Annotated in this window: 20 protein-coding genes and 1 pseudogene; 10 read left to right on the top strand and 11 right to left on the bottom strand. The window is 72.0% G+C overall.

All coding sequences use genetic code 11. From position 1 onward, the window contains the following. Window positions 1-41: 41 nt before the first annotated feature. Both AC069T_RS36365 and cimA read right to left on the bottom strand, forming a co-directional pair. Window positions 42-560: a hypothetical protein gene (locus AC069T_RS36365; protein ID WP_478786817.1), complete on the bottom strand. Its 519-nt coding sequence runs from the start codon at window positions 558-560 to the stop codon at window positions 42-44. A 359-nt stretch (window positions 561-919) separates the two neighbouring features. After that, window positions 920-2,551, bottom strand: a complete 1,632-nt coding sequence (cimA, locus tag AC069T_RS36360; protein ID WP_478786816.1) for a citramalate synthase — start codon at window positions 2,549-2,551, stop codon at window positions 920-922. A gap of 1,145 nt (window positions 2,552-3,696) precedes the next feature. On the opposite strand from cimA, the gene AC069T_RS36355 reads away from it, so the two are divergent. From AC069T_RS36355 to AC069T_RS36320, 8 genes are all read left to right on the top strand, one after another. Then, the gene (locus tag AC069T_RS36355) at window positions 3,697-4,104 is read left to right on the top strand and encodes a hypothetical protein (protein ID WP_478786815.1); all 408 of its coding nucleotides are present in this window, start codon (window positions 3,697-3,699) and stop codon (window positions 4,102-4,104) included. 180 nt (window positions 4,105-4,284) lie between these two features. Next, window positions 4,285-5,511, top strand: coding sequence for a cytochrome P450 (locus AC069T_RS36350; protein WP_478786814.1), 1,227 nt, complete (start codon window positions 4,285-4,287; stop codon window positions 5,509-5,511). Window positions 5,512-5,706: 195 nt separating this feature from the next. Next, on the top strand, window positions 5,707-6,096 hold the full coding sequence (locus tag AC069T_RS36345; protein ID WP_478786813.1) for a VOC family protein: 390 nt from the start codon (window positions 5,707-5,709) through the stop codon (window positions 6,094-6,096). A 225-nt stretch (window positions 6,097-6,321) separates the two neighbouring features. Then, window positions 6,322-6,894 carry a dihydrofolate reductase family protein gene (locus AC069T_RS36340; RefSeq protein ID WP_478786812.1) on the top strand — a complete coding sequence of 191 codons (573 nt, stop codon included), beginning with the start codon at window positions 6,322-6,324 and terminating at the stop codon, window positions 6,892-6,894. A gap of 246 nt (window positions 6,895-7,140) precedes the next feature. Beyond that, window positions 7,141-8,358, top strand: coding sequence for an ROK family transcriptional regulator (locus tag AC069T_RS36335; protein WP_478786811.1), 1,218 nt, complete (start codon window positions 7,141-7,143; stop codon window positions 8,356-8,358). Between the two features lie 268 nt (window positions 8,359-8,626). Continuing rightward, entirely contained in the window at window positions 8,627-8,935 is a 309-nt protein-coding gene (locus tag AC069T_RS36330) for a lasso RiPP family leader peptide-containing protein (protein WP_478786810.1), read from the top strand. A 17-nt stretch (window positions 8,936-8,952) separates the two neighbouring features. Next, the gene (locus AC069T_RS36325) at window positions 8,953-10,845 is read left to right on the top strand and encodes an albusnodin/ikarugamycin family macrolactam cyclase (RefSeq protein ID WP_478786809.1); all 1,893 of its coding nucleotides are present in this window, start codon (window positions 8,953-8,955) and stop codon (window positions 10,843-10,845) included. Next, on the top strand, window positions 10,842-11,735 hold the full coding sequence (locus AC069T_RS36320) for a lasso peptide biosynthesis B2 protein (RefSeq protein ID WP_478786808.1): 894 nt from the start codon (window positions 10,842-10,844) through the stop codon (window positions 11,733-11,735). The genes AC069T_RS36325 and AC069T_RS36320 overlap by 4 nt, the downstream gene beginning before the upstream one ends. 242 nt (window positions 11,736-11,977) lie before the next feature. Here the strand turns inward: AC069T_RS36320 and AC069T_RS36315 are convergent, their stop codons facing one another. The 3 genes from AC069T_RS36315 to AC069T_RS36305 all read right to left on the bottom strand — a co-directional run bounded on the left by AC069T_RS36315 (window position 11,978) and on the right by AC069T_RS36305 (window position 15,378). Beyond that, window positions 11,978-12,136, bottom strand: a complete 159-nt coding sequence (locus AC069T_RS36315) for a hypothetical protein (protein ID WP_476754289.1) — start codon at window positions 12,134-12,136, stop codon at window positions 11,978-11,980. Window positions 12,137-13,573: 1,437 nt separating this feature from the next. Then, on the bottom strand, window positions 13,574-13,852 hold the full coding sequence (locus tag AC069T_RS36310) for a GlsB/YeaQ/YmgE family stress response membrane protein (protein WP_478786640.1): 279 nt from the start codon (window positions 13,850-13,852) through the stop codon (window positions 13,574-13,576). Between the two features lie 191 nt (window positions 13,853-14,043). Continuing rightward, the gene (locus AC069T_RS36305; protein ID WP_478786807.1) at window positions 14,044-15,378 is read right to left on the bottom strand and encodes an aminotransferase-like domain-containing protein; all 1,335 of its coding nucleotides are present in this window, start codon (window positions 15,376-15,378) and stop codon (window positions 14,044-14,046) included. A gap of 103 nt (window positions 15,379-15,481) precedes the next feature. On the opposite strand from AC069T_RS36305, the gene AC069T_RS36300 reads away from it, so the two are divergent. After that, window positions 15,482-16,258, top strand: a complete 777-nt coding sequence (locus AC069T_RS36300; RefSeq protein ID WP_478786806.1) for a crotonase/enoyl-CoA hydratase family protein — start codon at window positions 15,482-15,484, stop codon at window positions 16,256-16,258. Window positions 16,259-16,526: 268 nt separating this feature from the next. Here AC069T_RS36300 and AC069T_RS36295 read toward each other — a convergent pair whose 3' ends face one another. Continuing rightward, on the bottom strand, window positions 16,527-17,435 hold the full coding sequence (locus AC069T_RS36295) for an NAD-dependent protein deacetylase (protein WP_478786805.1): 909 nt from the start codon (window positions 17,433-17,435) through the stop codon (window positions 16,527-16,529). Between the two features lie 88 nt (window positions 17,436-17,523). Continuing rightward, complete coding sequence (locus AC069T_RS36290) at window positions 17,524-18,909, bottom strand: M1 family metallopeptidase (RefSeq protein ID WP_478786804.1); 1,386 nt, start codon at window positions 18,907-18,909, stop codon at window positions 17,524-17,526. 272 nt (window positions 18,910-19,181) lie between these two features. On the opposite strand from AC069T_RS36290, the gene AC069T_RS36285 reads away from it, so the two are divergent. Continuing rightward, window positions 19,182-20,129, top strand: a complete 948-nt coding sequence (locus AC069T_RS36285) for an endonuclease/exonuclease/phosphatase family protein (protein WP_478786803.1) — start codon at window positions 19,182-19,184, stop codon at window positions 20,127-20,129. On the opposite strand, the gene AC069T_RS36280 is transcribed toward AC069T_RS36285, so the two are convergent. The 4 genes and pseudogenes from AC069T_RS36280 to AC069T_RS36265 form a co-directional block, all read right to left on the bottom strand. Then, the gene (locus AC069T_RS36280) at window positions 20,104-20,559 is read right to left on the bottom strand and encodes a hypothetical protein (protein ID WP_478786802.1); all 456 of its coding nucleotides are present in this window, start codon (window positions 20,557-20,559) and stop codon (window positions 20,104-20,106) included. The two genes, AC069T_RS36285 and AC069T_RS36280, sit on opposite strands and share 26 nt — an antisense overlap. Before the next feature lie 354 nt (window positions 20,560-20,913). Next, a complete protein-coding gene (locus tag AC069T_RS36275; protein ID WP_478786801.1) occupies window positions 20,914-21,663 on the bottom strand; it encodes an anti-sigma factor in 750 nt (249 codons plus the stop codon). Next, window positions 21,660-22,244: a sigma-70 family RNA polymerase sigma factor gene (locus AC069T_RS36270; RefSeq protein WP_478786824.1), complete on the bottom strand. Its 585-nt coding sequence runs from the start codon at window positions 22,242-22,244 to the stop codon at window positions 21,660-21,662. Before AC069T_RS36270 ends, AC069T_RS36275 begins: the two co-directional genes overlap by 4 nt. 200 nt (window positions 22,245-22,444) lie before the next feature. Further along, a pseudogene (locus AC069T_RS36265) lies at window positions 22,445-22,532 on the bottom strand (fasciclin domain-containing protein); the annotation flags it as partial.

Genomic DNA, 22,532 nt, shown 5'->3' with positions numbered 1-22,532 from the left:
TGGGACGTGGTGTGGGTGAAATCGGTGCGGGCGGGCCGCGCTCAGCGGACCCAGCCGGTGAAGCTCTGTCCGATGCTCTTGGCCTTCTCCGTGGTACGGGGCCGGGTGCCGCCGTCGACCGCGGCCGACACGGCCCGCACCAGCCACGCGTTGACCGACAGGCCCTCGCGGCTCGCGGCTTCCTCGGCGCGCGCCTTGAGGTGGGCCGGCAGCCGCAGGTTGACGCGGGCGGTGCCGCCCTCGTCGCCCTCGGCCGGGGCCGAGGCGCGGAACGCCTCGGCGGGTGCGGCCGGCTCCGCGGGGGCGCCGCCGTCGGTGGGCGGCAGGGTCACCACGAAGTCGGGGTCGAGCCCGCGCAGCCGTACGTCGACCGAGCCGGGGGCGAGTTCGCGGGTGATCTCGTCCATCGCGGCGGAGAGCACGTTGAGCAGGGTCAGCCGCGTCGCCGACTCCAGGGGCACGGTGAGCCGCTCGGCGAGCTCGCGGGCTTCGTCGCCGCCGGCTTCGGCGGCCACCGCGAGTTCGCGGCGGAGGGTGTCGACATACGGCGTGAGATCCATGGCGCCATCATTGCACCACGGTGGTGCCACACGCAAGCCGTCTGGCGCCGCGCGAGCGAGGGACTTTCAGGTCGGTCTTCTGACCTGCGTAAATGCGGTGAGGGCGGCCCGGGCCATCATGGCACCATGAGTCTTCAGGAGGCGTGGGAGGCGCCGAATGATGTCAGGTGGTGCCACCTGGCGCCATGGGGGTTCGCGGGGAGGTGTCCCGGCCTGGCGCCGGGCGCGAGGCGCGAAGTGCCGGTCACATCACGGCACTTGCCGGGCGGGCACGCCTGGGCGAGGGAGCCTGTCCGGCGCTCCGCCCGGCGCGGGGGCGCCTGCTGAAGGCTTTCACGGCCCCTCCCCCGCCTCGCGCGCTACGGGAGCGGCTGGACGCCCGCCCGCAGCAGGCCGTAGGTGTACGCGTCCTCCAGGGCCTGCCAGGACGCGGCGATCACGTTCTCGGCGACGGCGACCGTGGACCATTCGTCCTGGCCGTCCGTGGTGGAGATCAGGACGCGGGTCGCGGACTCCGTGCCGTGCTTGCCCTCCAGGATGCGCACCTTGTAGTCGACCAGTCCGAACTTGGCGAGCTGGGGGTAGATCTTCTCCAGGGCGACGCGCAGGGCCCGGTCCAGGGCGTGGACCGGGCCGTTGCCCTCGGCGGTGGCGATGATCCGCTCGCCCTTGGCCCACAGCTTGACCGTGGCCTCGTTGGCGTGGGTGCCGTCGGGGCGGTCCTCGACGATGGCCCGCCGGGACTCGACACGGAAGTAGCGGGGGGCGCGGCCCTCGGCCTCCTCGCGCAGCAGGAGTTCCAAGGAGGCGTCGGCGGCTTCGTAGGTGTAGCCCTTCAGTTCGCGTTCCTTGACCCGCTCGACGACCCGGGCGACCAGTTCGCGGTCATCGCCGAGGTCGACGCCGAGTTCCTTGCCCTTGAGCTCGACGGAGGCGCGGCCCGCCATGTCGGAGACGAGCATCCGCATGGTGTTGCCGACCTGTTCGGGGTCGATGTGCTGGTAGAGGTCCGGGTCCACCTTGATCGCGGAGGCGTGCAGGCCCGCCTTGTGGGCGAAGGCCGAGACGCCGACGTAGGGCTGGTGCGTGGAGGGGGTGAGGTTGACGACCTCGGCGATGGCGTGTGAGATCCGGGTCATCTCGCGCAGCCTGCCCTCGGGCAGGACCTTCTTGCCGTACTTGAGCTCCAGGGCGGCGACGACCGGGAAGAGGTTGGAGTTGCCGACCCGCTCGCCGTAGCCGTTGGCGGTGCACTGGACGTGGGTGGCGCCCGCGTCGACGGCGGCCAGGGTGTTGGCGACCGCGCACCCCGTGTCGTCCTGGGCGTGGATGCCGAGCCGGGCGCCGGTGTCGGCCAGCACCGTGGAGACGACGGCCTGGACCTGGGCGGGCAGCATCCCGCCGTTGGTGTCGCACAGCACGACCACGTCGGCGCCCGCCTCGGCGGCGGCGCGGACGACCGCCTTCGCGTACCCGGGATTGGCGCGGTAGCCGTCGAAGAAGTGCTCGCAGTCGACGAAGACCCGGCGGCCCTGCGCGACCAGGTGGGAGACGGTGTCGCGGACCATCTCCAGGTTCTCCTCCAGCGTCGTGCGCAGGGCCAGCTCGACATGCCGGTCGTGGGACTTGGCGACGAGCGTGATCACCGGGGCGCCGGAGTCCAGGAGCGCCTGGACCTGCCGGTCGTCGGTGGCCCTCGCGCCGGGTCGGCGGGTGCAGCCGAAGGCCACGAGCCGGGCGTGCCGGAAGTCGATCTCGCTTCGCGCCCGGGCGAAGAACTCGGTGTCGCGGGGGTTGGCGCCGGGCCAGCCGCCCTCGATGAAGCCGACGCCGAAGTCGTCCAGGTGCCGTGCGATGGCCAGCTTGTCCGCGACCGTGAGGTTGATGCCCTCACGCTGCGCGCCGTCGCGCAGCGTCGTGTCGAAGACGTGGAAGGAATCGTCGAGTTCGCCGGTGGGTTCCCCGGTGCGTTCGCTCGGTCTGCTGCTCATGCTGATCCGGCTCCTGTAGGGGATCTCGCTCTGCCGGTACGACTGGCACCACCCTTCATCTATGCGCCTGGGCGCTCGTTTCCCGGTCGAGGATGGACCGCGCGGGCACCGGGGGGCCGGCCGCCGCAGGCGCGCGGGCGGCGTCCCGTGCACCGGGGCGGGGCGCGGTTGCGTGCGCGGGAGGTCGCGCGGCCGCGTGCTTAGCCGCTCGCCCCGGTGCGGTCAACTGCCGTGGCGTGCCGTTCCGTCGGCACTCCGCCGTTGTTCGAGCGCACCTCGTTCGGTGTCGTCCAGGGTGACGTGCGACACCGGTGGTCCCGCCCCGCCTCCGCCGCCCTGGGCCGCAACCGTCTGGAGAGCCATGTCCCCTCGCCCGTACGCCCCGAAGTCCGTCGCCGAGGGGTATGCCGACAGGAGTGACGGCCGCGGTGGCACCGTCCTCGACGTGCCCGCGGGTGGGGTCCCGGCCCCGTACGGTGCGGCCGGGACGCCGGGCACCGCCGCCCGGCCGTACGCCGGGGCCCAGGCCGCCGCCCGCCCTTGCGCGCCGATCACCCAGCTCGTGCGGCGCCGTTCCCGGCACCGGCTGCACCTTCTGCGCCAGGGGCTTCGGCGGTGCTTCTCGAGCCTGCCGGCGCGAGAGGAGTGACGCGCCCGGATCCGCGCCCGGCCGGTACGCCGTGCGCACCGCGGGGATGACCGCCGCGCAGATCCGGGCGCGGCCGGGTGAGCGCGGCTCCACCGTCGCGCGAGCGGGTCCCGAGCGCGGGGCGCGATGCTCTGGGTTCGTGAGCTCCGATGCGGTCGGTCATGAACCCTCGCGGAGTGCGGAAGACGGCCGCCGGCGCCCTCACCATCCCCCGATGGCGCCGGCGGGCCTCCTGCGTGCCCGGTGCCGGTCCGGCCGGTGTGCGCCCCGGGTGGCCGCCGCGTCGACCGGACGCCAGGAAATGCGTCCACCTTGGCGCCAGCGGGAGCCAGCATCTGACCTGCTGTTTTGTGGGTCAGTGCCCGCCTTGCGCGACATCACCACACACGTCGGTGCCACATCCGGCTTCACAGTGGCGCCACTTGTGTGCCATGATGGGGCCACGGAAACGGAGCGACGCCGGGCACGGCGGCGTACGACCTAGAAGGAGCCCCCCATGTCCGTCACCCTCAACGACCAGGACAAGACCACCCTCCGGACCGCCGCGTACGGTGCCGTCTCCCTGATGGCCGCCGCGGCCGGCGCGGACTCCCCCCACAAGGCCGCCACCCAGGGCAGCATCGCCCTGACCTCCGCCACCGGCCTGGTCGGCCACGTCCTGTCGGAGAAGTCCTCGGTGGGCAACCTGGGCGGCAAGTCCACCGCCGAACTCGCCGACCGCGTCCTGCCCGCCCTGACCGCCGCCGTACAGCTGCTGAAGAAGCAGGCACCCGAAGAAGCCGACAACTTCCGCAGCACCGTCCTGGTCGCCGTCGACGCCTCCACCCAGGCCCACAAGAACCAGCCCTCCCCCGCCCAGGCCGCCATGACCCGCAAGATCACCCAAGCCCTCGACGCCGCCTGACCCACCCCAGCCGAAACGGTCCACACCCCGGCCGCCGGCACGGACACCGCCCCACACCTGCGCGCAGCCCCGGGCCGGGCGGCCGGGCCGGGCCATCCGTGCGGCGCGGCCGGGGTCGCTGCCGAGGCCGCCGCAGGGCCGCCCCGCCGGCGACCGAGGCCCCCACGAGAGGAAAGCCTGATGACCCAGACGCCCTCCACCCCCCACAGCCTGCCCATGGAGCGCGACGCGGGCCCCTTCGATCCGCCCCGCGACATCACCCGGCTGCGCGAGGAGCGCCCCGTCAGCCCCATGGTCTTCCCCGACGGCCACAAGGGCTGGCTGGTCACCGGTTACGACGCGGCCCGCCGGCTCCTGGCCGACACCCGCTTCAGCTCCCGCCAGGACATCGGCCCCCTCCACATCCCGTACGAGGTCCCCGGCATGCCCGCCGTCACCGAACCCTCCCCCCAGGTGCCGGGCCTGTTCATCAGCATGGACCCGCCGGACCACACCCGGCTGCGGCGCATGCTCACCGGCGCCTTCACCGTCAAACGCCTGAAGGAACTCGAAGACCGCATCACCGACATCGCCGAACGGCAACTGGAGGAGATGACGCGCCTGACCCCGCCGGTCGACCTGGTCAAGGAGTTCGCACTGCCGGTACCCCTGCTGGTGATCTGCGAACTGCTCGGTGTCCCCTACGAGGACCGGCACAGCTTCCAGACCAACACCGCCACGTTCATGGAGAAGGACGTGGACTTCGAGAAGAAGATCGCCGCCTACACCGGCCTGACCACCTACCTCGGCGAACTGGTCACCGGCAAACGCGCCGCCCCCGGCCAGGACATCCTGTCCGACCTGGCCGCCCGTGAGGACCTCACCATCGAGGAACTGACCGGCATCGCCTTCCTGCTGCTGCTCGCGGGCCACGAGACCACCGCCAACATGCTGGGCCTGGGCGCCTTCGCGCTCCTGGAGCACCCCGAGCAGGCGGCCGAACTGCGCGCGAACCCCGACCTGGTCCCCGACGCCGTCGAAGAACTCATGCGCTACCTCTCCGTCGCCGACATCTTCTACCGCTACGCCACACAGGACATCGAACTCGGCGGCGAGACGATCGAGCAGGGCTCCACCGTCGTCGTCTCCCTGCTGGCCGCCAACCACGACCCCGCGCACTTCGACAACCCCGACACCCTGGACATCCACCGCAGGGCCCGCGGTCACCTGACCTTCGGCCACGGCATCCACCAGTGCCTCGGCGCGCAACTGGGCCGCCTCGAGATGCGCGCCGGCTTCGCGGGACTGCTGCGCCGCTTCCCGACCCTCGAACTCGCCGTCCCCGCGGGCGAGGTGAAGCTCAGGACCAACATGAACATCTACGGCGTCCACGAACTGCCGGTCACCTGGACCGAAACGGCCCCCTGACCCCCTAACCGCACCGGACGAGGCCGGAACCGGCCGGGGCGCCACCGGACAGCGCCCCGGCCGCCCGCCGCCCGCCGGTCAACTGCCGTGCGGGCCGGGCAAGGTGATGGATCGGGTGATCCACCGCCGATAGGCTCCACGTCATGCCGACGGCGATCCGCCGGGCGGACCCGCTGCGTGACGGGAGGTCCTGACATGACCAGCAAGTTCACCGAGCTGGCGATCGACTGCGCCGATCCCCGCGCCCTGGCCCGGTTCTGGTGCTCGGTCCTCGGCTACGAGGTGCAGGACGAAGAGGACGGGCTCGTCACCATCGGCTCACCGGGGGTCCCGGAAGGCAAGAACCGCCCGGGCCCGGTGCCGCCGACGCTGACGTTCGCGCGCGTGCCCGAGGGCAAGACCGTCAAGAACAGGCTCCACATCGACGTCAACCCGACCGACAGGGAACAGGACGAAGAGGTCCGCCGCCTGCTCGGCCTGGGAGCCCGCCACGCCGACGTCGGCCAGAGCGGCGACGAAAGCTGGGTCACGCTCGCCGACCCGGAGAACAACGAGTTCTGCGTCCTGGCAAGCCGCCGCCCCTGACCGGATGCCGCGCCCCCGCCCGGCCCGGCCCGGGCCCGGGAGGTCCGCGCGCCGGCCCGGCCCTCCTGCCCCGTCCGACCCCGGCCGATGAGTTTTTCCCCCGGCCGCGGTCATGGATCATGGTGGGTACGCGGCAGCCGTCAACGCGGCAGCCGTCAACGCGGCAGAAGCGCGCCTTCCGAACCTGCCGAGAACCAGCGACGCGAGACACCGAGGAAACCTCACATGCGTACCCTGATCAGTACCGCCTTCATCTCCCTCGACGGCGTCGTGGAAGCCCCGGGCGGCGAGCCCGGTTACCGGAACGCCGGGTGGACCTTCAAGGACATGGAGTTCCTTCCCGAGGCGTTCGAGATCAAGGGCCGGGAGCAGCAGGAAGCCGCGGCGATGATGATGGGCCGGGTCAGCTACGAGGCGTTCAGCCCGGTGTGGCCCGGCATGGAGGACTTCGCCGACTACAAGGTGATGCCGAAGTACGTCGTCTCCACCACCCTCGCCGAGGAGAACCTGGTGACGAACTGGGGCGAGACCACGATCCTGCGCTCGCTCGAGGAGGTCGCCGCGCTGAAGGAGACCGAGGGCGGCCCGATCATCGTGCACGGCAGCGCATCCCTGAACCGGAGTCTCTCCGACGCCGGCCTCATCGACCGCTACCACCTGCTGGTCTTCCCGCTGCTGCTCGGCGCGGGCAAGCGCCTGTTCAGCACCGCGGACAAGGACACCCAGAAGCTGAAGCTCGTCGAACACGAGGCGTACGCCAACGGGCTCCAGAAGAACGTCTTCGACGTCGTCCGCTGACGCGACCGCTCCGGCACCCCGGCACCCCGGTCAACAGTGATCGATGGATGAGCACGCAACGTAAAAATGCCCAACCCATCGACTCCATCTCGACAATTTCAGCCAAGTTCTGGCCGCCGGGCACATCGAATTCGCGTATCCGGGCGCCCCAACGGCCCCAGTGATCCCCCCATTATTCGAAGCCGAAGCCGGTTCGAATTGAAGGCCCGGCTGGTATTATTTCCGTTTCGATCATAAAAAAATCGAGTGCGGATACCAGGGCTGGGGGACCAATTGGCGGACGCGCATGATCTTTTAGGCCGGCTTCCGGCGGCCGGACCCACCCGGACGGCCAACCGCAGGAAAGTACTGCTCGCCGTGGCGATCAAGTCCGGCACCCAGGCCGACATCGCGCACCGCACCCTGCTCTCGCAGGCCACGGTGTCGGCCTCGGTCCGCGAACTCGTGACGGCCGGACTCGTGCCCGGCCTCAAGGAACGCGGCAAGGTCTGCCTGTCGCCCGTGAACGACGTCGGTGTGGGAGTGCACCTCGGGTTCAACCACACGACCGTGGTCGCCCGCAGACTCGACAAGGAATTCGACCAGGTGACCTCGCGGGTCAGCTCGGAAGGCGTCAGCCGGGGCTGGCACCGGGCTCTGCCCGAGGTCAGGCAGATGATCGACGAGGCGATCGAGGGAACGGGACGGCAGCGGTCCGACGTGTTCTCCCTCGGCATCGCCGTCCCCCGGATGATCCACCCGCGCACCGGCGACTTCACCCCGCCGATCCTGCCTCCCTGGCGAACGGGCGACGACCCGGCGAAGGACCTGGGCTCGTGGCTGGGCGTGCGCGGCTTCATCGACAACGACGCCAACCTCGGCGCCCTGGCGGAACAGACGTACGGCACACGCGAGAACGCCGAAACGGTGGTCTACGTGAAGGCGTCGACGGGTGTCGGCGCCGGGATCATCGTGCACAACAACGTGCTGCGCGGCCACGGCGGCATGGCCGGGGAGCTGGGGCACCTCACCGTGGACCCGCACGGCGCGGTCTGCCAGTGCGGCGGACGCGGCTGCCTGGAGACGGTGATCGGCGCCGATGCGCTGATCGCGCAGGTCCGCGCCGCGCGCGCCCGCAACAGCGCGCCCGCGCCGGAGACGCTGGAGCAGGTCATCAGTTCCGCCAACGGGCAGGACGCGGTCTGCATGCGGGTGATCCACGACGCCGGGAGACGCCTTGGCCACTCCCTGGCCCAGCTGTGCAACCTGCTCAACCCCGACCTCGTCGTCATCGGCGGTCAGCTCGCCCAGTGCCCGCTCCTGCTGGAGGGCTGCAACGAGTCGCTGCGGCGTTTCGCGCTGCCCGGCGCCGTCGCCGAAAGCTCCGAGTTCACCCTCGCCCTCAGCGAACTGGACACCCAGGCCGAAGCGCAGGGTGCCCTCGTCCTGGGACTCCGGGGCAAGGAGGACGCAGGCAGCTCCTGAGGCCCGCGAAGGGACAGCCTCCGGGGACGCTCGACAGTCCGGCTCCCTCCACGCACCGTCACTGCTTCGATATGACGGCAATGGTCTCCGATTCACCGCCGTGCCTCTTCAAATGAGTGAGCGGCATGCGTCGAATGAGTCCGCGCAGGGCTCGCGGACATGACAGCAGGAACGGGAAGCCTTCCGTCCGCCGGGCAGGAAAGACACGAACTGCCAGGTCGGCGCACTGACGCCGGCGGACCGGTTCGGCACCGGACGCGGCGGGGAAATGGCTACACTTTGGGGCCCGGCGCTGCCCGAATCGCGGGCGCACGCGTCTTCCCTTCCGACCCTTTTTCCGGGGCAGCCGATGCCCCTGACCCGAGGCGGCCCCATGACCTACGAGCCTATTGCCGTATCCCCGCACGAGGATTTCGGATACCAGCGACAAACGGCAAGGCCCGGCGCGGAGCCGTCCCCGGGTGAACCGGCAGCCTACGAGCCGCCGATGCTGGTCGACCTCGGCCACGTCCGCGAAGTGACCCTGGGCAGTTCCCCCAGTGGCAGTGCCGACGCCAACGCCCAGTACTACTACTGATACCGCGGACAGCCGTCATGCCCCGTCCTGCGGCACCCGCCGCATCCCCGGACATCCGCTGCCCGCCTTCCGCCCTCCCCCCTCCTCACGGCCCCACCCTCGCCGGACTCCTCTCACCGACACCGACACCGCCACCGGGCTGGGCCACCGGAGTGTGGCCCGGCGAACGCCGCCTGTGGTCCTGGGGCCCCTGGCACCCCGGCGAGGTGCGCACCGCCCAGTGCGCGCACGCACGGCTGGTCGCGGTCGGCCAGTGCCTCGCGGACGAGCCGACGATCGTTCAGGACCTGCGCGGCGCGGCACGGGACGGCCACTGGGAGAGGCTGACCCGGTGGCCGGGCGCCTACCTGCTCATAGTGATCCAGGACGACGGCCACCTCACCGCGTACGCCGACCCGGCGGGCCAGTTTCCCCTCTACTACGCGCAGCACGGCCACAGCACAGCCCTGTCCACCCGGGCAGGGACCGCGGCGATGCTGTCGGGAACAGCCGCCGACGCCGACACGGCAGCACTCGCCGCGCAGATCTTCTGCCCCGCCGTACCCGAACTCACCGAAGGACGGACGGCGTTCGCCGGTGTCCGCCGCCTCGGCGGCGGCCAGGCCCTGAGGATCGAACCCTGCGGCACTCTCACCCGCTGGACGTACGAGGACCTCGGCCCCGACCCCGCTGCCGGGTTCGAGGAGAGCGCGGCCCGCCTGCGGTCATCGCTGACCCGCGCGGTGACACTGCGCACCGGCAGTGCCCCGCGGCTCACCTCGGACCTCAGCGGCGGACTGGACTCCACCTCGCTGGCCTTTCTGGCCGCCCGCACGACCAACCGGCCCCTGGACGCCTTCGTCTACCATCACCCCGCCGCGCCGGCGGGCGACCTCGAACACGCCTTGGCCTACGTCGAACAGACCCCCGCGATCCGGCTGGCCGTCACCCGGGGCACCGAGGCCGCCCTGCCCTACAGCGGCATGCACACGCAACTCCCCACGGACCAGCCCGACCCGGCCGCGGTGATCGGCGCCCGCCTGCGACTGCGACTCGAGCACATCGCGCGCGGCGGCCCCGGCATCCACCTGACCGGAGAGGGCGGCGACGCCCTGCTGGCGGCACCGCCCTCCTACCTCGCCGACGTCGCAGCCACCGCCGGAGCGCGCCGGCTCCTCCACGACGCGCGTGCGCTGGCCCGGATGCGCCAGCTCTCCCCGGCGAGCCTGGTCGTGCGGGCCCTGCGCCTGACGCGCACACCCATGCACCAGGCACTGAGTGAACTGGCCACGCTGCTGGAACACCCCCTGCACCACCCGCCGCAGTGGGCGGACGCGGTCGCCTGGTGGCCCGCCCCGGGACCCGAGACGGCCTGGCTGACCACCGACGCCCGCCGCCACCTGGCCGAACGGGCACAGGAGTGCGCCCACGCGGCCGGCCGCGCGCCCGCACCCGCGACACCAGGCACCCGGGCCATCCTGTGCGAGCTGCGCAACTCCGCAGCCGTACAGGCCCAGTTGACCGCTACAGCCCGCGCGTTCGGGATCTGGCCGCATGCCCCCTTCCTGGACAGCGACGTCGTCCGGGCCTGCACCCGCCTCCCGCTGCCGCGCCGCACCGACCCGTACACCGCCAAGCCGCTGCTGGCAGCCGCGCTGACCGGACTGGTCCCGCAGCCTGTGCTGCGGCGCAGGACCAAGGGCGACTACGCGGCCGAGAACTACCGGGGCGCCCGCCGCTCGGCGGCCGACATCAGAGCACGGCTCGCCCGATCGCCGTTGGCCGACCTCAACATCATCGAACCGTCGCGGGTGATCGCCTCACTGGACCGCGCGGTCGCGGGAATCCCCGTACCGTTCCCGGCGCTCAACCGTCTGCTCGCGGCGGACATGTGGCTGACGGCCCGCGACAGCGCGGAGGAGCGGCCATGACGCAGCTGCGCGCCTCCGAGCACGTCCGCGAGAGCACCTCGCCCCATGGCGGCAGCGTCCTGCTGGACGTGCGCTCCGGCCACTGCTTCGCGATGAACCCCATGGCCCGGACACTGTGGCGGGAATGGAGCCGCAGCGGGAACTTCGACTCCGCGGTCCTCCTCCTGGCCCGCCGCTACCCGGACCTGCACCACGACCGGCTCCGCGGCGACGCCCGCCGGCTCGCCGACGACCTGATCAGCCGCGGCCTCCTGGCTGCCGGATCCCCGGCGACGACAACCCCCGCGGCGGGGATCCGTGAACAGGCGAACCCGGCCGCAGCGCCCCCGGCTCCCGCCGTACGCGCGACTCCCGCCCTACCCGCGGCTCCCGCACCGGCGCGGCCCCCGGCACCCGATCACGGGACGGCCGCCGTCCCGGGCCGGCCTGCGGCCGAAGTCCCGCCGCCGGCAGCGCAGATGACGATGGCCGCGTCCCCGGTGCGGGCGGACAACGCCCGCACCGTCCGCGGCGCCGTGGCAGTGACCCTCGGCCTGCTCGGCCTCCTCGGGGCTCTCCTGCTGATCCGGCTGCCGTTGCGCGCCGTCCTGCGCACGGTGACCTGGACCGCACGCGCCTGGTGCCGGCGGGAGGCGACGCCGGGCCAGGCGGCTGCCTCGCTCGCCGCGGTCCGGCGCGCCGCCCAGCTGTATCCCGGGCGGGCCGCGTGCCTGGAACTCTCGCTCGCCACCCTCGCGGTCCTGGCGTTCACCGGCCGGCGCGCGGTGTGGTGCCTCGGCACGGCGGACGACCCCTACCGCTTCCACGCCTGGGTGGAGGCGCAGGGAGTCCCCGTCACGTCGCCCGACGAGTACGGCAATGCCGAATTCCGTCGCGTCCTTTCCGTGTGATCACGCATTGCGCGACCGGAACCGGTAACGGGCCGCCGCTCGTGGCCCCTTCCCGCCGCACGCCGTTCAATTCGCACACGCCTGACGCTCTGGAGCGCTCACTACCGGATAGTTCCAAGAGCGCCGCGGAGAATTCGAGCGGATTCCACTTCAGTGACCAGGCTTGGTGCGCTAACCTGACAAAGCGAAGGGGCGGTCACCGGTCACCCGGCAACCGCCCCCCGGAGGGATCGGACCATCCCTCAGACGCGCGGCAACAGCGCGTCGAGCAGCGTCGTGTCACCGTGCCCATGAGTCATCACACTCAGGAACACGAGGACGATGACGATGATGACCACCCGCACGTGCTGCCAGTGCACGGAGACCGAACAGCGGGTGGTCATCGTCACCTTCATGCCCATCTGACTTCACCTCACTTTCCCACGCGCCGACGCCCTTTCCCGGGGATACGGGAATGCGGCATCGACTCCGTGTAAAGACCAGTGTTGCCGCCGATCCACCGGAAGGCAATGGGCCTTTGACGGACTCTCATGTGCACCAGGATCCCCATTTTCTGGACCCGCTCCTGTGTGTACTTCGATTTGCTGGAATGCGGTGGGAAGTGGATGCGGGCGGCCCGCTAACCGAAAATTGAGACCGCTCTCCGTCCGCCGTCTCACCCGCGCGGGAGCAGCGCGGGCAGCCCCCTCGCCCGGGCGGTCCCGGCGGACCGCTCTCCGCCCCCGGCTGGTGCCCCGCAGCGTCACGCCGCCCGAATTCGAAGGCGGATCGAGGGTGAGCGCCGGCCGCGCGCATCGAATAACGCGACGGACGAGACCCTGGTGCGGCGGCTCCCGCACGCGAACGGGCACCGCACACCCCTGCCGTGTGACACAAGTCACCTTGCAGGGTGGGGGTTTGGGTGCTGGGAAGCCGGCGCTGACGGTGCGCCGGCGACGTCCGGTCCGGCCGCGCCAGGTGTGACGGGACAGCTCCGCGGATCGCATGGACAACGCTGCCCGAAACGGGGACCGGCTGCGGGACGGCGAGTTGGCCCGATCGGCCAGCACGGCCTGGAGATCGTCCTGGCGGTGAGCCAGAGCTTCGAGGTGCAGCGGTGACCTCGGCGAGGAGCTCGGCTCTGAATGCGCGTTCGCTGTTGTCGCGCAGCACCCACACGAGCCGGCTGTGCCCCACGCGGGTGGCCTGGTACTCGTAGTGCGCCGCCCGGTAGGTCCGCGCCTGGGTCCACGTGAACGCGCCCTGCTCCGGCCTGCCGGTCTCCAGCACCCGCATGCACGCGTCGAACGAGCCGTTCTCGGCCATCTGCGGCCAGAGTTCGCTGCACAGGCCCCCGACCGGAGCGACACCGCCCGGCCGGCCCGCCCGGGCCGCGGCGTTCATGTACTCCAGCCGCATGTCCACCGGCTTGCCGGCCGTGTCCCGTACGGCGACGGAGACCGTCACCGCGTCGGGCAGGCACTCGAACACCTCCGTCAGCAGTCCCGCGGGAGGAGCCGCCCGCCCCACGCCCGCGAAGGCGCCACCGTCCCCCCGCCGTTTCCGTGTGACCCACATCCGCGCATCTCCCACTGTCCGCACCGGCAGATCAGCGGATACGTATCGGATCGGCTCCCCGAGGGAGACGAAAGTTGTCGTCCGGCAATCATTGTCTCTGGGGCAGGATAGAGGAAGAGGAAACGCAGACCTCAACCGGGTCGTGGCACGCAGCGGCCCGGACCTTCGCCAGGATCGCCACCGGCTCGGGCCGCCGGCACGGAACGCACACGCGGACGGCTCCCGCCCTGCGAGCAGGGGAGGGAGCCGTCCGCGTGTCGTTGGGTGTTGCTGCCTGCGGGTTACGCGTGGCGGTGCGAGCGCCGGTTGCCGGTGACGAGGCGGTAGACGGCGAGCAGGATGACGGAGCCGATGATCGCGGCGATCCAGGTGGAGAGTTCGAAGAACCCGTCGACGGAGTCGACGCCGAAGACGACCTTGCCGAGCCAGCCGCCGAGCAGGCCGCCGGCGATGCCGATGAGCATGGTGATGATGATGCCGCCCGGGTCCTTGCCCGGCATCAGGGCCTTGGCGATGGCGCCGGCGAGCAGGCCGATGATGATCCACGCGATGATGCCCATGGTGTGTCTCCGTCTGGTCGTGTAAAGACTGTGTCAGCACACCGTCTGCACCGTCCGCGCCCGAACAAACGTCTCCTTCGTGTTGCGGTCCTGCCGGCCGCCGATCCGCAAGGGCGGCGAGGCGGCGTCCGCACCCGGACGGGCCCGGCACTTGTGGACAAGCCGGGCCGAGCAGGGCGGTTGACAGCCCGTCACGGCGGGATCGCGTCGATCACGTCCCGCAGGCGCCGCAGCACCGTCCCCAGCTCGCCCCTGGGCGGCGTGGCGAGCGCCAGCCGCAGTGCCCGCGGACGGTGGGCGCCGGTGGCGAAGGCGTCCCCGGTGGACACGAGGATGCCCGCCCGGGCGAGCAGCGCCGCGACGTGGTCCGTGCGTTGGTGCGCCTCCAGACCGAGCCAGACCAGGTAGGAGACGGGATGGGCCGTGAGAGGCATCCCGGCGAGCGCGGCGCGGGCGATGCCCTGCCGGGCGGCCGCGTCACCCCGGCGGTCCTCTTCCCAGCGGGCGACGCTGCCGTCGGCCAGCCAGCCGGTGGCGAGCGCGGTCATGAGTCCCGGAGCGCCCCAGGCCGCCGCGCGCAGGCTGCTGGTGACGGCCGCCACGTGGTGGCCGGGCAGGACGGCGAAGCCGAACCGCAGACCGGCAGCCACGTTCTTGGACAGTCCGGCGACGTAGCAGGTGCGTTCGGGGGCGAGGGACTGAACGGGAGGAGGCGCTGACGCATCCAGGAAGGCGTAGGTGCCGTCCTCCAGGATCACGCAGTCGTGTGCACGGGCCAGGGTGACAAGACGCTCCCGCTGTCCCTCGTCCAGGACCCAGCCGAGCGGGTTGTGCAGGGTCGGCATCGCATAGATCACGCGGACGGGCCGCGTGCGGCACAGGCCCTCGAGCGCGGCAAGGTCGGGCCCCGACGCCGTGACCGGGACCGGCACCATGTCGAGCCCGTGGGCGGCGGCGAGCAGCTTGATACCGGGGTAGCTGAGCGCGTCGACCGCGATGACGTCACCGGGCACGGTCAAGGAACGCAGCACGCAATCGAGCGCCTGCTGGGCGCCGTTCGTGAGCAGGACGTTCGCCGGCGCCGTGTCGATCCCCCGGCCCAGCAGGTACGTCGCCACGACAGCCCGCTCGTGCAGCCGCCCGCCCGGCGGGTCCTGGCGGAGCAGCGCCCCCGCCTCCCCCGAGACGGAGAGCTCCCGCAGCGCCTGCCGCAGCCGGGCGGCCTGGCCCTCGTCCTGCGGCTGGTTGAACGACAGGTCCGCGACCCGCGGCACCGGCAGCACACGCGAGGGTTCGAGGCCGTCGTAGGCGGACCGCACCCGCACGAACGTCCCGCGGCCCGGTTCTCCCACCACCAGGCCCATGGCGGCGAGTTCGGCGTAGACCCGGGTGGCCGTGGCCAGGGCGATCCGCCGTTCGCGGGCGAGCGTGCGGTGCGTCGGCAGGCGGGCGCCCGCCTGCAGCGCGCCGGACCTGATGTGCGCGGCGAACTCGTCGACGATCGCCTTGTAGGACGCCGGCCGCACCGGACACCGTACCCGTCTGTATCCAGGACAATGAGTGGACCGTCACAGATTACGGCTCCTAGCGTCGGTCGCGTCCCAGCCCAGACGGAACGGAGCGGACGCCATGACCGTCCACATCGACCGGGACGAGCACGTCGTCACGGTCACCATCGACAGGGAACACAAGCTCAACGCCCTCGACTACCCGACGATCGACGCGTTGCTCGCGTGCCTGGACCGCTTGGAGGCCGACGACCGTGTCCGGGCGATCGTCCTGACCGGCGCGGGGGACAGGGCCTTCAGCGCCGGCGCGGACATCGCGTCCCTGGCGGGGAGCATCGCCGGCGGGCCCGAGCGCGCCCTCCGTGAGATCGTCCGGCGGGGCCAGGCGCTGACCCGGCGGATCGAGGAATTCCCCAGACCGGTGATCGTCGCCGTCAACGGCCTCGCCTACGGCGGTGGTTGCGAGATCACGGAGGCGGCTCCGCTGGCGATCGCCGCCCAGCACGCCACCTTCGCCAAACCGGAGATCTCCCTCGGCTTCCCGCCTCCCTTCGGCGGCTCCCAGCGGCTGCCGCGGCACGTGGGCCGCAAACGCGCCCTCGAGATGATCCTGACCGGCGACCCGCTCCCGGCCGCCAGGGCCGCGGAGATCGGCCTCGTCAACGCCGTCGTACCGGGCGGGGAACTCCTCGACACCGCAAGGGATGTGGCCGACCGGATCGTCCGGCACGCGCCGACGGCCGTGGCGGCCTGCCTGCGCGCGGTCACCCGCGGCGTCAACCTGCCCATCGACGAGGGACTCGCCGTCGAGGCGGCCTGCTTCGCCGCCACCGTGCCCACCGACGGCGTACGCGACGGGCTGCGGCGATTCCTCGACCGCCGGGCCGAAATCCGCTGAACGACCCCCGCCCGGTTCCGCTGAACGACATCCGTCCCCTTCCGCTGAGCGACGCACCCGCCCGGGTCCGCCGGACCACTCCGAACGCCGTCGACGGCACCGGGGGACGTCGACGCCCGCCTGCGCACCCACGGCGCCGAACCCGTCGGCGAACCGGCGCAGTACGGAAACAGGTGTCGGCTCTGCCGCGTCCGCGGCCCCGAGGTCATCGTCGTCGGCCCGGCCGGGCAGCTCGGCTGAAGCGCGGGCGCGGGACCGCGCCCGGCCGTCACCTCGCCTCGGCCGCCGCCCCGCCGTCGGCGGGGATGCCCAGCCGGCCGGCCAGGGCGGCAAGGGCCGCGCCCAGCGGGAGCGCGACGCGGGTGACGGCGTGCGGGTCGCCCCGGGTCGGGTCCCGGTTGATGATCAGTACCGGCTTTGCGTCCCCGGCCGCCTGGCGGACGAACCGCAGCCCGGACATCACCGTCAGCGAGGAGCCCAGGACCAGCAGCGAGGCCGCCTCACGCACCAGCGTGCGGCAGTGCTCGACCCGCTGCGGCGGAACGGCCTCGCCGAAGAACACCACGTCCGGTTTGAGGATGCCGCCGCAGACCGTGCAGGGCACCACGCGGAAGTCCCCGACCTGCTCATCGGTGAGGTCGGCGTCCCCGTCCGGGTTGATTCCGGCGGCAACCGGCGCGAAGCCCGCGTTGGCCTCCTCCAGCCGCCGGGCCAGTGCGCGGCGCGGGCTCAGGGCGCCGCAGGACAGGCAGACGACCCGCTCCAGGCTTCCGTGGAGTTCCACGACGCTGTCACTGCCGGCGGCCTGGTGCAGGCCGTCGACGTTCTGGGTGATCACACCGGTGAGCAGGCCGTGCCGCGCGAACGCGGCCACCGCCCGGTGCCCGGCGTTGGGGCGGGCGCGGCCGAAGGTGCGCCAGCCGAGGTGGCTGCGCGCCCAGTACCGGCGCCGGGCCGCGGCACTGGCCGTGAAGTCCTGATAGGTCATCGGGGTGTGCCGGCTCAGGCTCCCGCCCTCGCCCCGGTAGTCGGGGATGCCCGACTCCGTGGACAGGCCCGCCCCGCTGAGCACCAGCACACCGCCGGCGCCCAGCGCCCGGGCGACCGGTTCCAGATCCGTGGTGCCCGGCGGCAGGTCCCCGGTGGGGGTCCAGCTCAGGGTGGGACGCATCCGCATGCCGCAAGGGTACGGAACACCCCCTCAAGCAGACGTGAGCTCGGCCCCGGGGCCCCCGATGCGGCCCGGCCCGCGCCGACAGGCCCCGTCACCGGATGCGGTGCGCCTCCCAGAAGGGACCGAGGTCCTCCTGCGTCACGGACTGGGCGGCCCGCTCGAAGCCGGCGGTGGTGGAGACGCCGTGCCAGTGGTCCTGGGCGTACCGCCGCAGAAGCCGTGCCATGGTGCCGGCGCCCAGGGTGCGCTCCAGGTCGGCCAGGGCGCAGGACCCGGCCGTGTAGATGAGGTGGTACTCGCCGCGGTGCTGCGACCAGTAAGCCATCGACCCGGTCAGCGCGGCGCTGTCGCCGGGCCAGTGGACGTCCGCCCAGCAGTCGCGGGTCTCCCAGCCGTAGAAGCGGGCATTGGCGTACTGGGCGAAGCTCTCGTCCAGCCACGGTGAGCCGTACTCGTCGTTGCCGACGATGCCGTACCACCACTGGTGCGCCACCTCGTGGACGACGGCGCCACCCTCCTCGGTGGTGCCGACGAGGACGAGCCCGGGGTACTCCATGCCGCCGCCGAACCCGCTGGTCATCACGAGGTCGATCTCGCCGTACGGGTAGCGGCCGAACTCCCGGCCGAACCGGTCGACCGCGGCGGCGGCGTCCGCGCGGTTGAGGCGCACACCCGCGGCAGGGGTGCCGGGCGCCCAGTACGACTTCACGCGCACGCCCCCGGGCGTGGTCTGCGTCGCCGTGCGGAAGGGGCCCGCGGCCCACGCGAAGTCCCGCACCCGGTCCGCGACGCTGAGCGTGACCGTCCGGCCGGGGCTGCCGGGGCGGGACCGGGTGCGGCCGGTCGCCGGCACGACGAGGGCCGCGGGGTGCTCGAGACGGACCCTGAAGTCGCTCGTGAGGGTGTAGAAACTCTCACCGAGCGCCACGTACGGGTCGAGGTGCCACCCCTTCCCGTCGTGCGCGGCGAGCACCGGCATCGCGTTGCCGAGGAAGCGGAAGGCGCCCTCACGGCCGAAACGGGCGTTGCGGCCGGGCACGGCGATGGAGACGTCGAAGGCGACGGACGTCCGCTCACCGCGCGCGAGCGGCTCCGGCAGCGCGATGCGCAGGGCCGTACAGCCCACGGTGAGAGGGTCCGGCGTGCCACCACGTACGTGCGACACGGTGACGGGAGAGGGCGCACCGGGTGTGCCGCACGCGTCCTCGCCGTTTCCCCACAGACGCAGGTACACCTCCCGCAGAGGCCGCGCGGAGGCGTTGCGGAACGACACGCGCTGCCGCCCGGCCCAGTGGCTGCCGTCGGCGTCGGAGCGCAGCGCCACGTCGTAGCGGGCACGATCGGGCGTCGCGGCGACACCCCGCGGCACCTGTGCCCCGGCACCACTCACCCCGCCGCCGGCCGTGACGAGCAGCACGAGCAGCACGACGAACAGACGACGACCGAACACGCACGACCACCCGGCTGACGGCAACATGCCAACCGATGCTGCCACAACTCACCCAGCGGAGAACCGATTCGGGCGAAGGCGGGGAGGCGAAGAACCATCCGGGCGGCACCCCCGGGCCGCGGCGCACAGCCAGTACGCGGCGCAGCCCACCCCCGACCGCCCCGAGGGCGCCGTCAACCGCCGTTCTTCTTCCGCAGCGCCGAGCAGGCGTCGTCGGGCCGTGCCGCTGCCGACGCCGTCCCCTACCCTGGTGCGTCAAGACGCCAGTTGCCGGCGGCGTCCGCTGCGGGGAGGCGAGGGTGCTCGGAAGGCGCACGCGGCTGCTCGCGGGCGCCTTGGCCGTGGCCTGCACGGTGCTCCTCGGCCCCAGCACCCCGAGCGGGGCCCCCTTCGCCGGACCACTGCCCCTCGACGCCGCCGCGGACGTCGTACCGAACCGGGTCATGACGTGGAACATCTGCAACCCCTGCGGGGCGGACAACGCCGACCGGGCGGCGGTGATCGCCACGTACGCGCCCCAGGTCATCGGCCTGCAGGAAGCGTGCGTGCGTGACGTCGAGAGGATCCGGGACCATCTGGAGAGCCTGTACGGGCTGGTCTACCACGTCGAGTACGGGACGGTTCTCCGCAACTGGGGACGCTGCGGGGGAGCGCTGTGGAGCCCGGGGGGCTACGGCCAGGCGGTTCTGTCGGCGGCGCCGATGACCGGCGCCGTCAGCGTGGAATACCCCGACGGCGGCTCCGAGGACCGCGGGTACATGGCCGTCACCACCACCGTGGGCGGCCGGCCCGTCCGGGTCTTCAACACCCACCTCGCCCAGCGGCGCCAGGAGACGGTGCGGGCAGCGCAGACCGGCGTACTCGCCGCGGCCGTCGCCCGGTACGGCCGCGCGATCGTCCTCGGCGACTTCAACGCCGTGCCGAACGCCCCCGAACTGGCCGGGATGTGGGCACTGGCCGCGGACACGGACCCCCAGTGCCGTCCCCCGTCCGCCGGCACCTGCCGGCCGACGACCGACTGGCAGAGCACGTTCGACTACGTCTTCCTGCGCGGCCTCGTGCCGCTCGAGCACCGCGTGCATCCCACCCCGTACTCCGACCACCACCTGCTCCACGCGGACCTGGCCACCAGGTCCGGCGCGGCTGCCCGGGACGCCGCGGACGAAGCCCGCCCGCAGCCTGCGAGGCCACGGGCGGGGGAGGGGCGAGGAACCGGGCTCGTCAGACGTCGAGCAGGTGGACGGTGACTGACCCGTCGGGCCCGGAGATCGTGTAGTGGCCGGGGCCGTCGACCGGCACGCAGCCGGAGGCGAGGATGTCGTCGGCGTTGATGCCGGTGTCGTCCTCGCCCACGTTGGCGCACAGCTCGGTCGCGGGGTGGTCGACGAACCTCATCGTGTAGGGGCGATCATCCGGATAGCGGGGCAGGGTGGGGGTGTTGATGTCGACGTCGGGGTGCTCCCACAGCGTGGTCTGCTGGAGCCAGGGCGACTGCAGCCAGACCCTTCCGTAGGGCTCGGGCAGGTTGTTGTCGTCCCGTTCCTGGGGGTTGGAGAAGTCGATCGAGTACAGGACAGGCCCAGGCGCCGCCGCCTGTGCTGAGGCGGCCGCCCCGCCGAGCAGCAGCAGTGCTGTCGAGGCAGCGGCCACCAGACGGGTCACGGAGTTGAGACGCATCCCTCTCACCTTTCACTTTGCGTAGCTGTTGCGCTACGAAGAGCAAGGTTAGGAGGGGGAGGGACTTGATCGCCGGGGGCCGATGGCCAAACCACTCAGGGGGCTGACGCTGGAGCCACCGCGCAGGAACTGTGCGCCTCCCGCTCATCGAGAGGTTCCGCCCCGCCGTCCGAACCGCCGGCAGGCCGACAAGGCCATCATGCTCGAACTGCTCGAACGGGCTGCCTGATCCCAGGTCGACGGGTCTCTGTCCTGATGACACGCCCACAGGTGCGCGGGTGTGCCGCCCTGCCTCACGGTCTCGAGCGCGTGGTGACCAGTGGGTGCCGGATCTGCGGATTCGGTCTGCGGATGTCAGGCGGGGAATGACATCAGTACGAGCGGTGAGGACGTCGGCCTCGGTGAGCCCCCGGCGGGCTCGAGGGTGAGCCCCATGCCGGACGCGTTGCCGACCTCTCCGCTCATCAGGACGGCCGAGACGGCGTGTTGGGTGTTCACGAGTCCGGCCGGCCGCATGGTGCCGCCGTCGTCGAACCACAGCTCGTACACCTTGCCGGAGGGCGGCTCGGCCAGTCCCGCGGTGACCAACGCGGCCCGGTCGAGGCTCTTGGACACGATGACCGTCGCGGTGGCCCCGTCCCCGAAGCGAGCGGTGCGGGTCCTGGCGTCGGGTGCGGCCAGGACGGCGGCGACGGATTCGGCACGCTGCTCCGTGCGGCGGGCCTGTTCGGCGGCGTCCTGGGCGCGTTCGTGCTGCCAGACGGTGGTGCCGCCCAGGCCTGCCGCGACCGCGAGGCAGGCAGCCAGGGCCCATCGCGACAGGCGGTGGGCGGACGAGCGCGGGCTGGGCGAAGGGGCGGGTGAAGACAGCGGTCCTGCCTGCCGCACCGTGCCGATGCGCCGTATCACGTGCTCTTTGAGCTCCGGGCGTGGTGTGACCGATGCGGCCACACCCAGGAGCGCCGCGGTCTCGGTCAGTTCCAGCACTTCCTGGGTACAGGCCTCACAGCTTGCGAGGTGGCGTTCGAAGGCAGTGGCCTCCTCGCCGGTCAGTGCGTGGAGTGCGTATGCGCCGGTCAGGGTGTGCAGGTCAGCGGTCTTCATGTGCTCACTCCTAGGCAGTCCCGGAGCCTGATCAGGCCGTCGCGCAGTCTGGTTTTGACGGTGCCCAAGGGAAGGGCCAGGAGTTCGGCCACCTCACGGTAGGTCAGTCCGCGGTAGTAGGCCAGGGTGACCGACTGGCGCTGGATGTCGGTGAGGGTGCGCAGGCAGCGCTTGACCTGCTCGCGCTCGAAGCGCGCCTCGACCTGTTCGGTGACCTCGTCGTACTCGGGAGTGCGGTCCAGCAGCGCGGCCTTGTGCTCCCGCGCGGCCGAGGCCTCGACCGAGCGCACCCGGTCCACGGCCCGCCGGTGGGCGAGGGTGAGGATCCAGTTGATGGCCGTACCGCGGTCGGGCCGGTAGCGGGCGGCCGTCCGCCATACCTCCACCAGCACGTCCTGTGCGACCTCCTCGGACTGCGCCTGGTCGCGCAGCACGCTGCGGGCGACCCCCAGAACCGGGGAGACCGTGGCGTCGTAGACCACGGCGAAGGCCTCCTGGTCTCCGCCCGCGACCTCGGCCAGGAGTTTTTCCAGGTCCGGCCGGGCCGAGGGATGCCGCCCGATGTGCACCGGCTCTTTCACCACGCCACGCTCCAAGTCAGGAGGACTCGCCTTGTACCGAGAGTCCGACGCTACCGGGCGTTCGGCTGCCTCATTCGATGGTTCGCGGTGGCGGCGTCGCGCGGGCGTCGCCGCGCTGTGGCACGAAGCTCTTCACGGCCGGGGTCCGGCCGGTCCGGCCAGGCCCGCTGAGGGCGTGGCCGGACTGATCACCCCGCCGGTCAGCTCTTGGGCATCAGGACGGTGTCGATGATGTTCACGTTGGCGTTGGCGGTCTTGACGTTGCCGCAGACGACCTTGGCGGAGTCG

The sequence above is a fragment of the Streptomyces sp. NPDC043867 genome (assembly GCF_056435845.1).
The sequence above is the reverse complement of the archived record's forward strand: the minus strand, read 5'-3'. Positions and strand labels throughout refer to the sequence as shown.

Bases quoted from the DNA above. Each gene is read 5' to 3' on its own strand.
- AC069T_RS36365 (WP_478786817.1), bottom strand. From the start codon at position 560: ATGGATCTCACGCCGTATGTCGACACCCTCCGCCGCGAACTCGCGGTG.
- cimA (WP_478786816.1), bottom strand. From the start codon at position 2,551: ATGAGCAGCAGACCGAGCGAACGCACCGGGGAACCCACCGGCGAACTC.
- AC069T_RS36355 (WP_478786815.1), top strand. From the start codon at position 3,697: ATGTCCGTCACCCTCAACGACCAGGACAAGACCACCCTCCGGACCGCC.
- AC069T_RS36350 (WP_478786814.1), top strand. From the start codon at position 4,285: ATGACCCAGACGCCCTCCACCCCCCACAGCCTGCCCATGGAGCGCGAC.
- AC069T_RS36345 (WP_478786813.1), top strand. From the start codon at position 5,707: ATGACCAGCAAGTTCACCGAGCTGGCGATCGACTGCGCCGATCCCCGC.
- AC069T_RS36340 (WP_478786812.1), top strand. From the start codon at position 6,322: ATGCGTACCCTGATCAGTACCGCCTTCATCTCCCTCGACGGCGTCGTG.
- AC069T_RS36330 (WP_478786810.1), top strand. From the start codon at position 8,627: ATGGCTACACTTTGGGGCCCGGCGCTGCCCGAATCGCGGGCGCACGCG.
- AC069T_RS36325 (WP_478786809.1), top strand. From the start codon at position 8,953: ATGCCCCGTCCTGCGGCACCCGCCGCATCCCCGGACATCCGCTGCCCG.
- AC069T_RS36320 (WP_478786808.1), top strand. From the start codon at position 10,842: ATGACGCAGCTGCGCGCCTCCGAGCACGTCCGCGAGAGCACCTCGCCC.
- AC069T_RS36315 (WP_476754289.1), bottom strand. From the start codon at position 12,136: ATGGGCATGAAGGTGACGATGACCACCCGCTGTTCGGTCTCCGTGCAC.
- AC069T_RS36310 (WP_478786640.1), bottom strand. From the start codon at position 13,852: ATGGGCATCATCGCGTGGATCATCATCGGCCTGCTCGCCGGCGCCATC.
- AC069T_RS36300 (WP_478786806.1), top strand. From the start codon at position 15,482: ATGACCGTCCACATCGACCGGGACGAGCACGTCGTCACGGTCACCATC.
- AC069T_RS36295 (WP_478786805.1), bottom strand. From the start codon at position 17,435: ATGCGGATGCGTCCCACCCTGAGCTGGACCCCCACCGGGGACCTGCCG.
- AC069T_RS36290 (WP_478786804.1), bottom strand. From the start codon at position 18,909: ATGTTGCCGTCAGCCGGGTGGTCGTGCGTGTTCGGTCGTCGTCTGTTC.
- AC069T_RS36280 (WP_478786802.1), bottom strand. From the start codon at position 20,559: ATGCGTCTCAACTCCGTGACCCGTCTGGTGGCCGCTGCCTCGACAGCA.
- AC069T_RS36275 (WP_478786801.1), bottom strand. From the start codon at position 21,663: ATGAAGACCGCTGACCTGCACACCCTGACCGGCGCATACGCACTCCAC.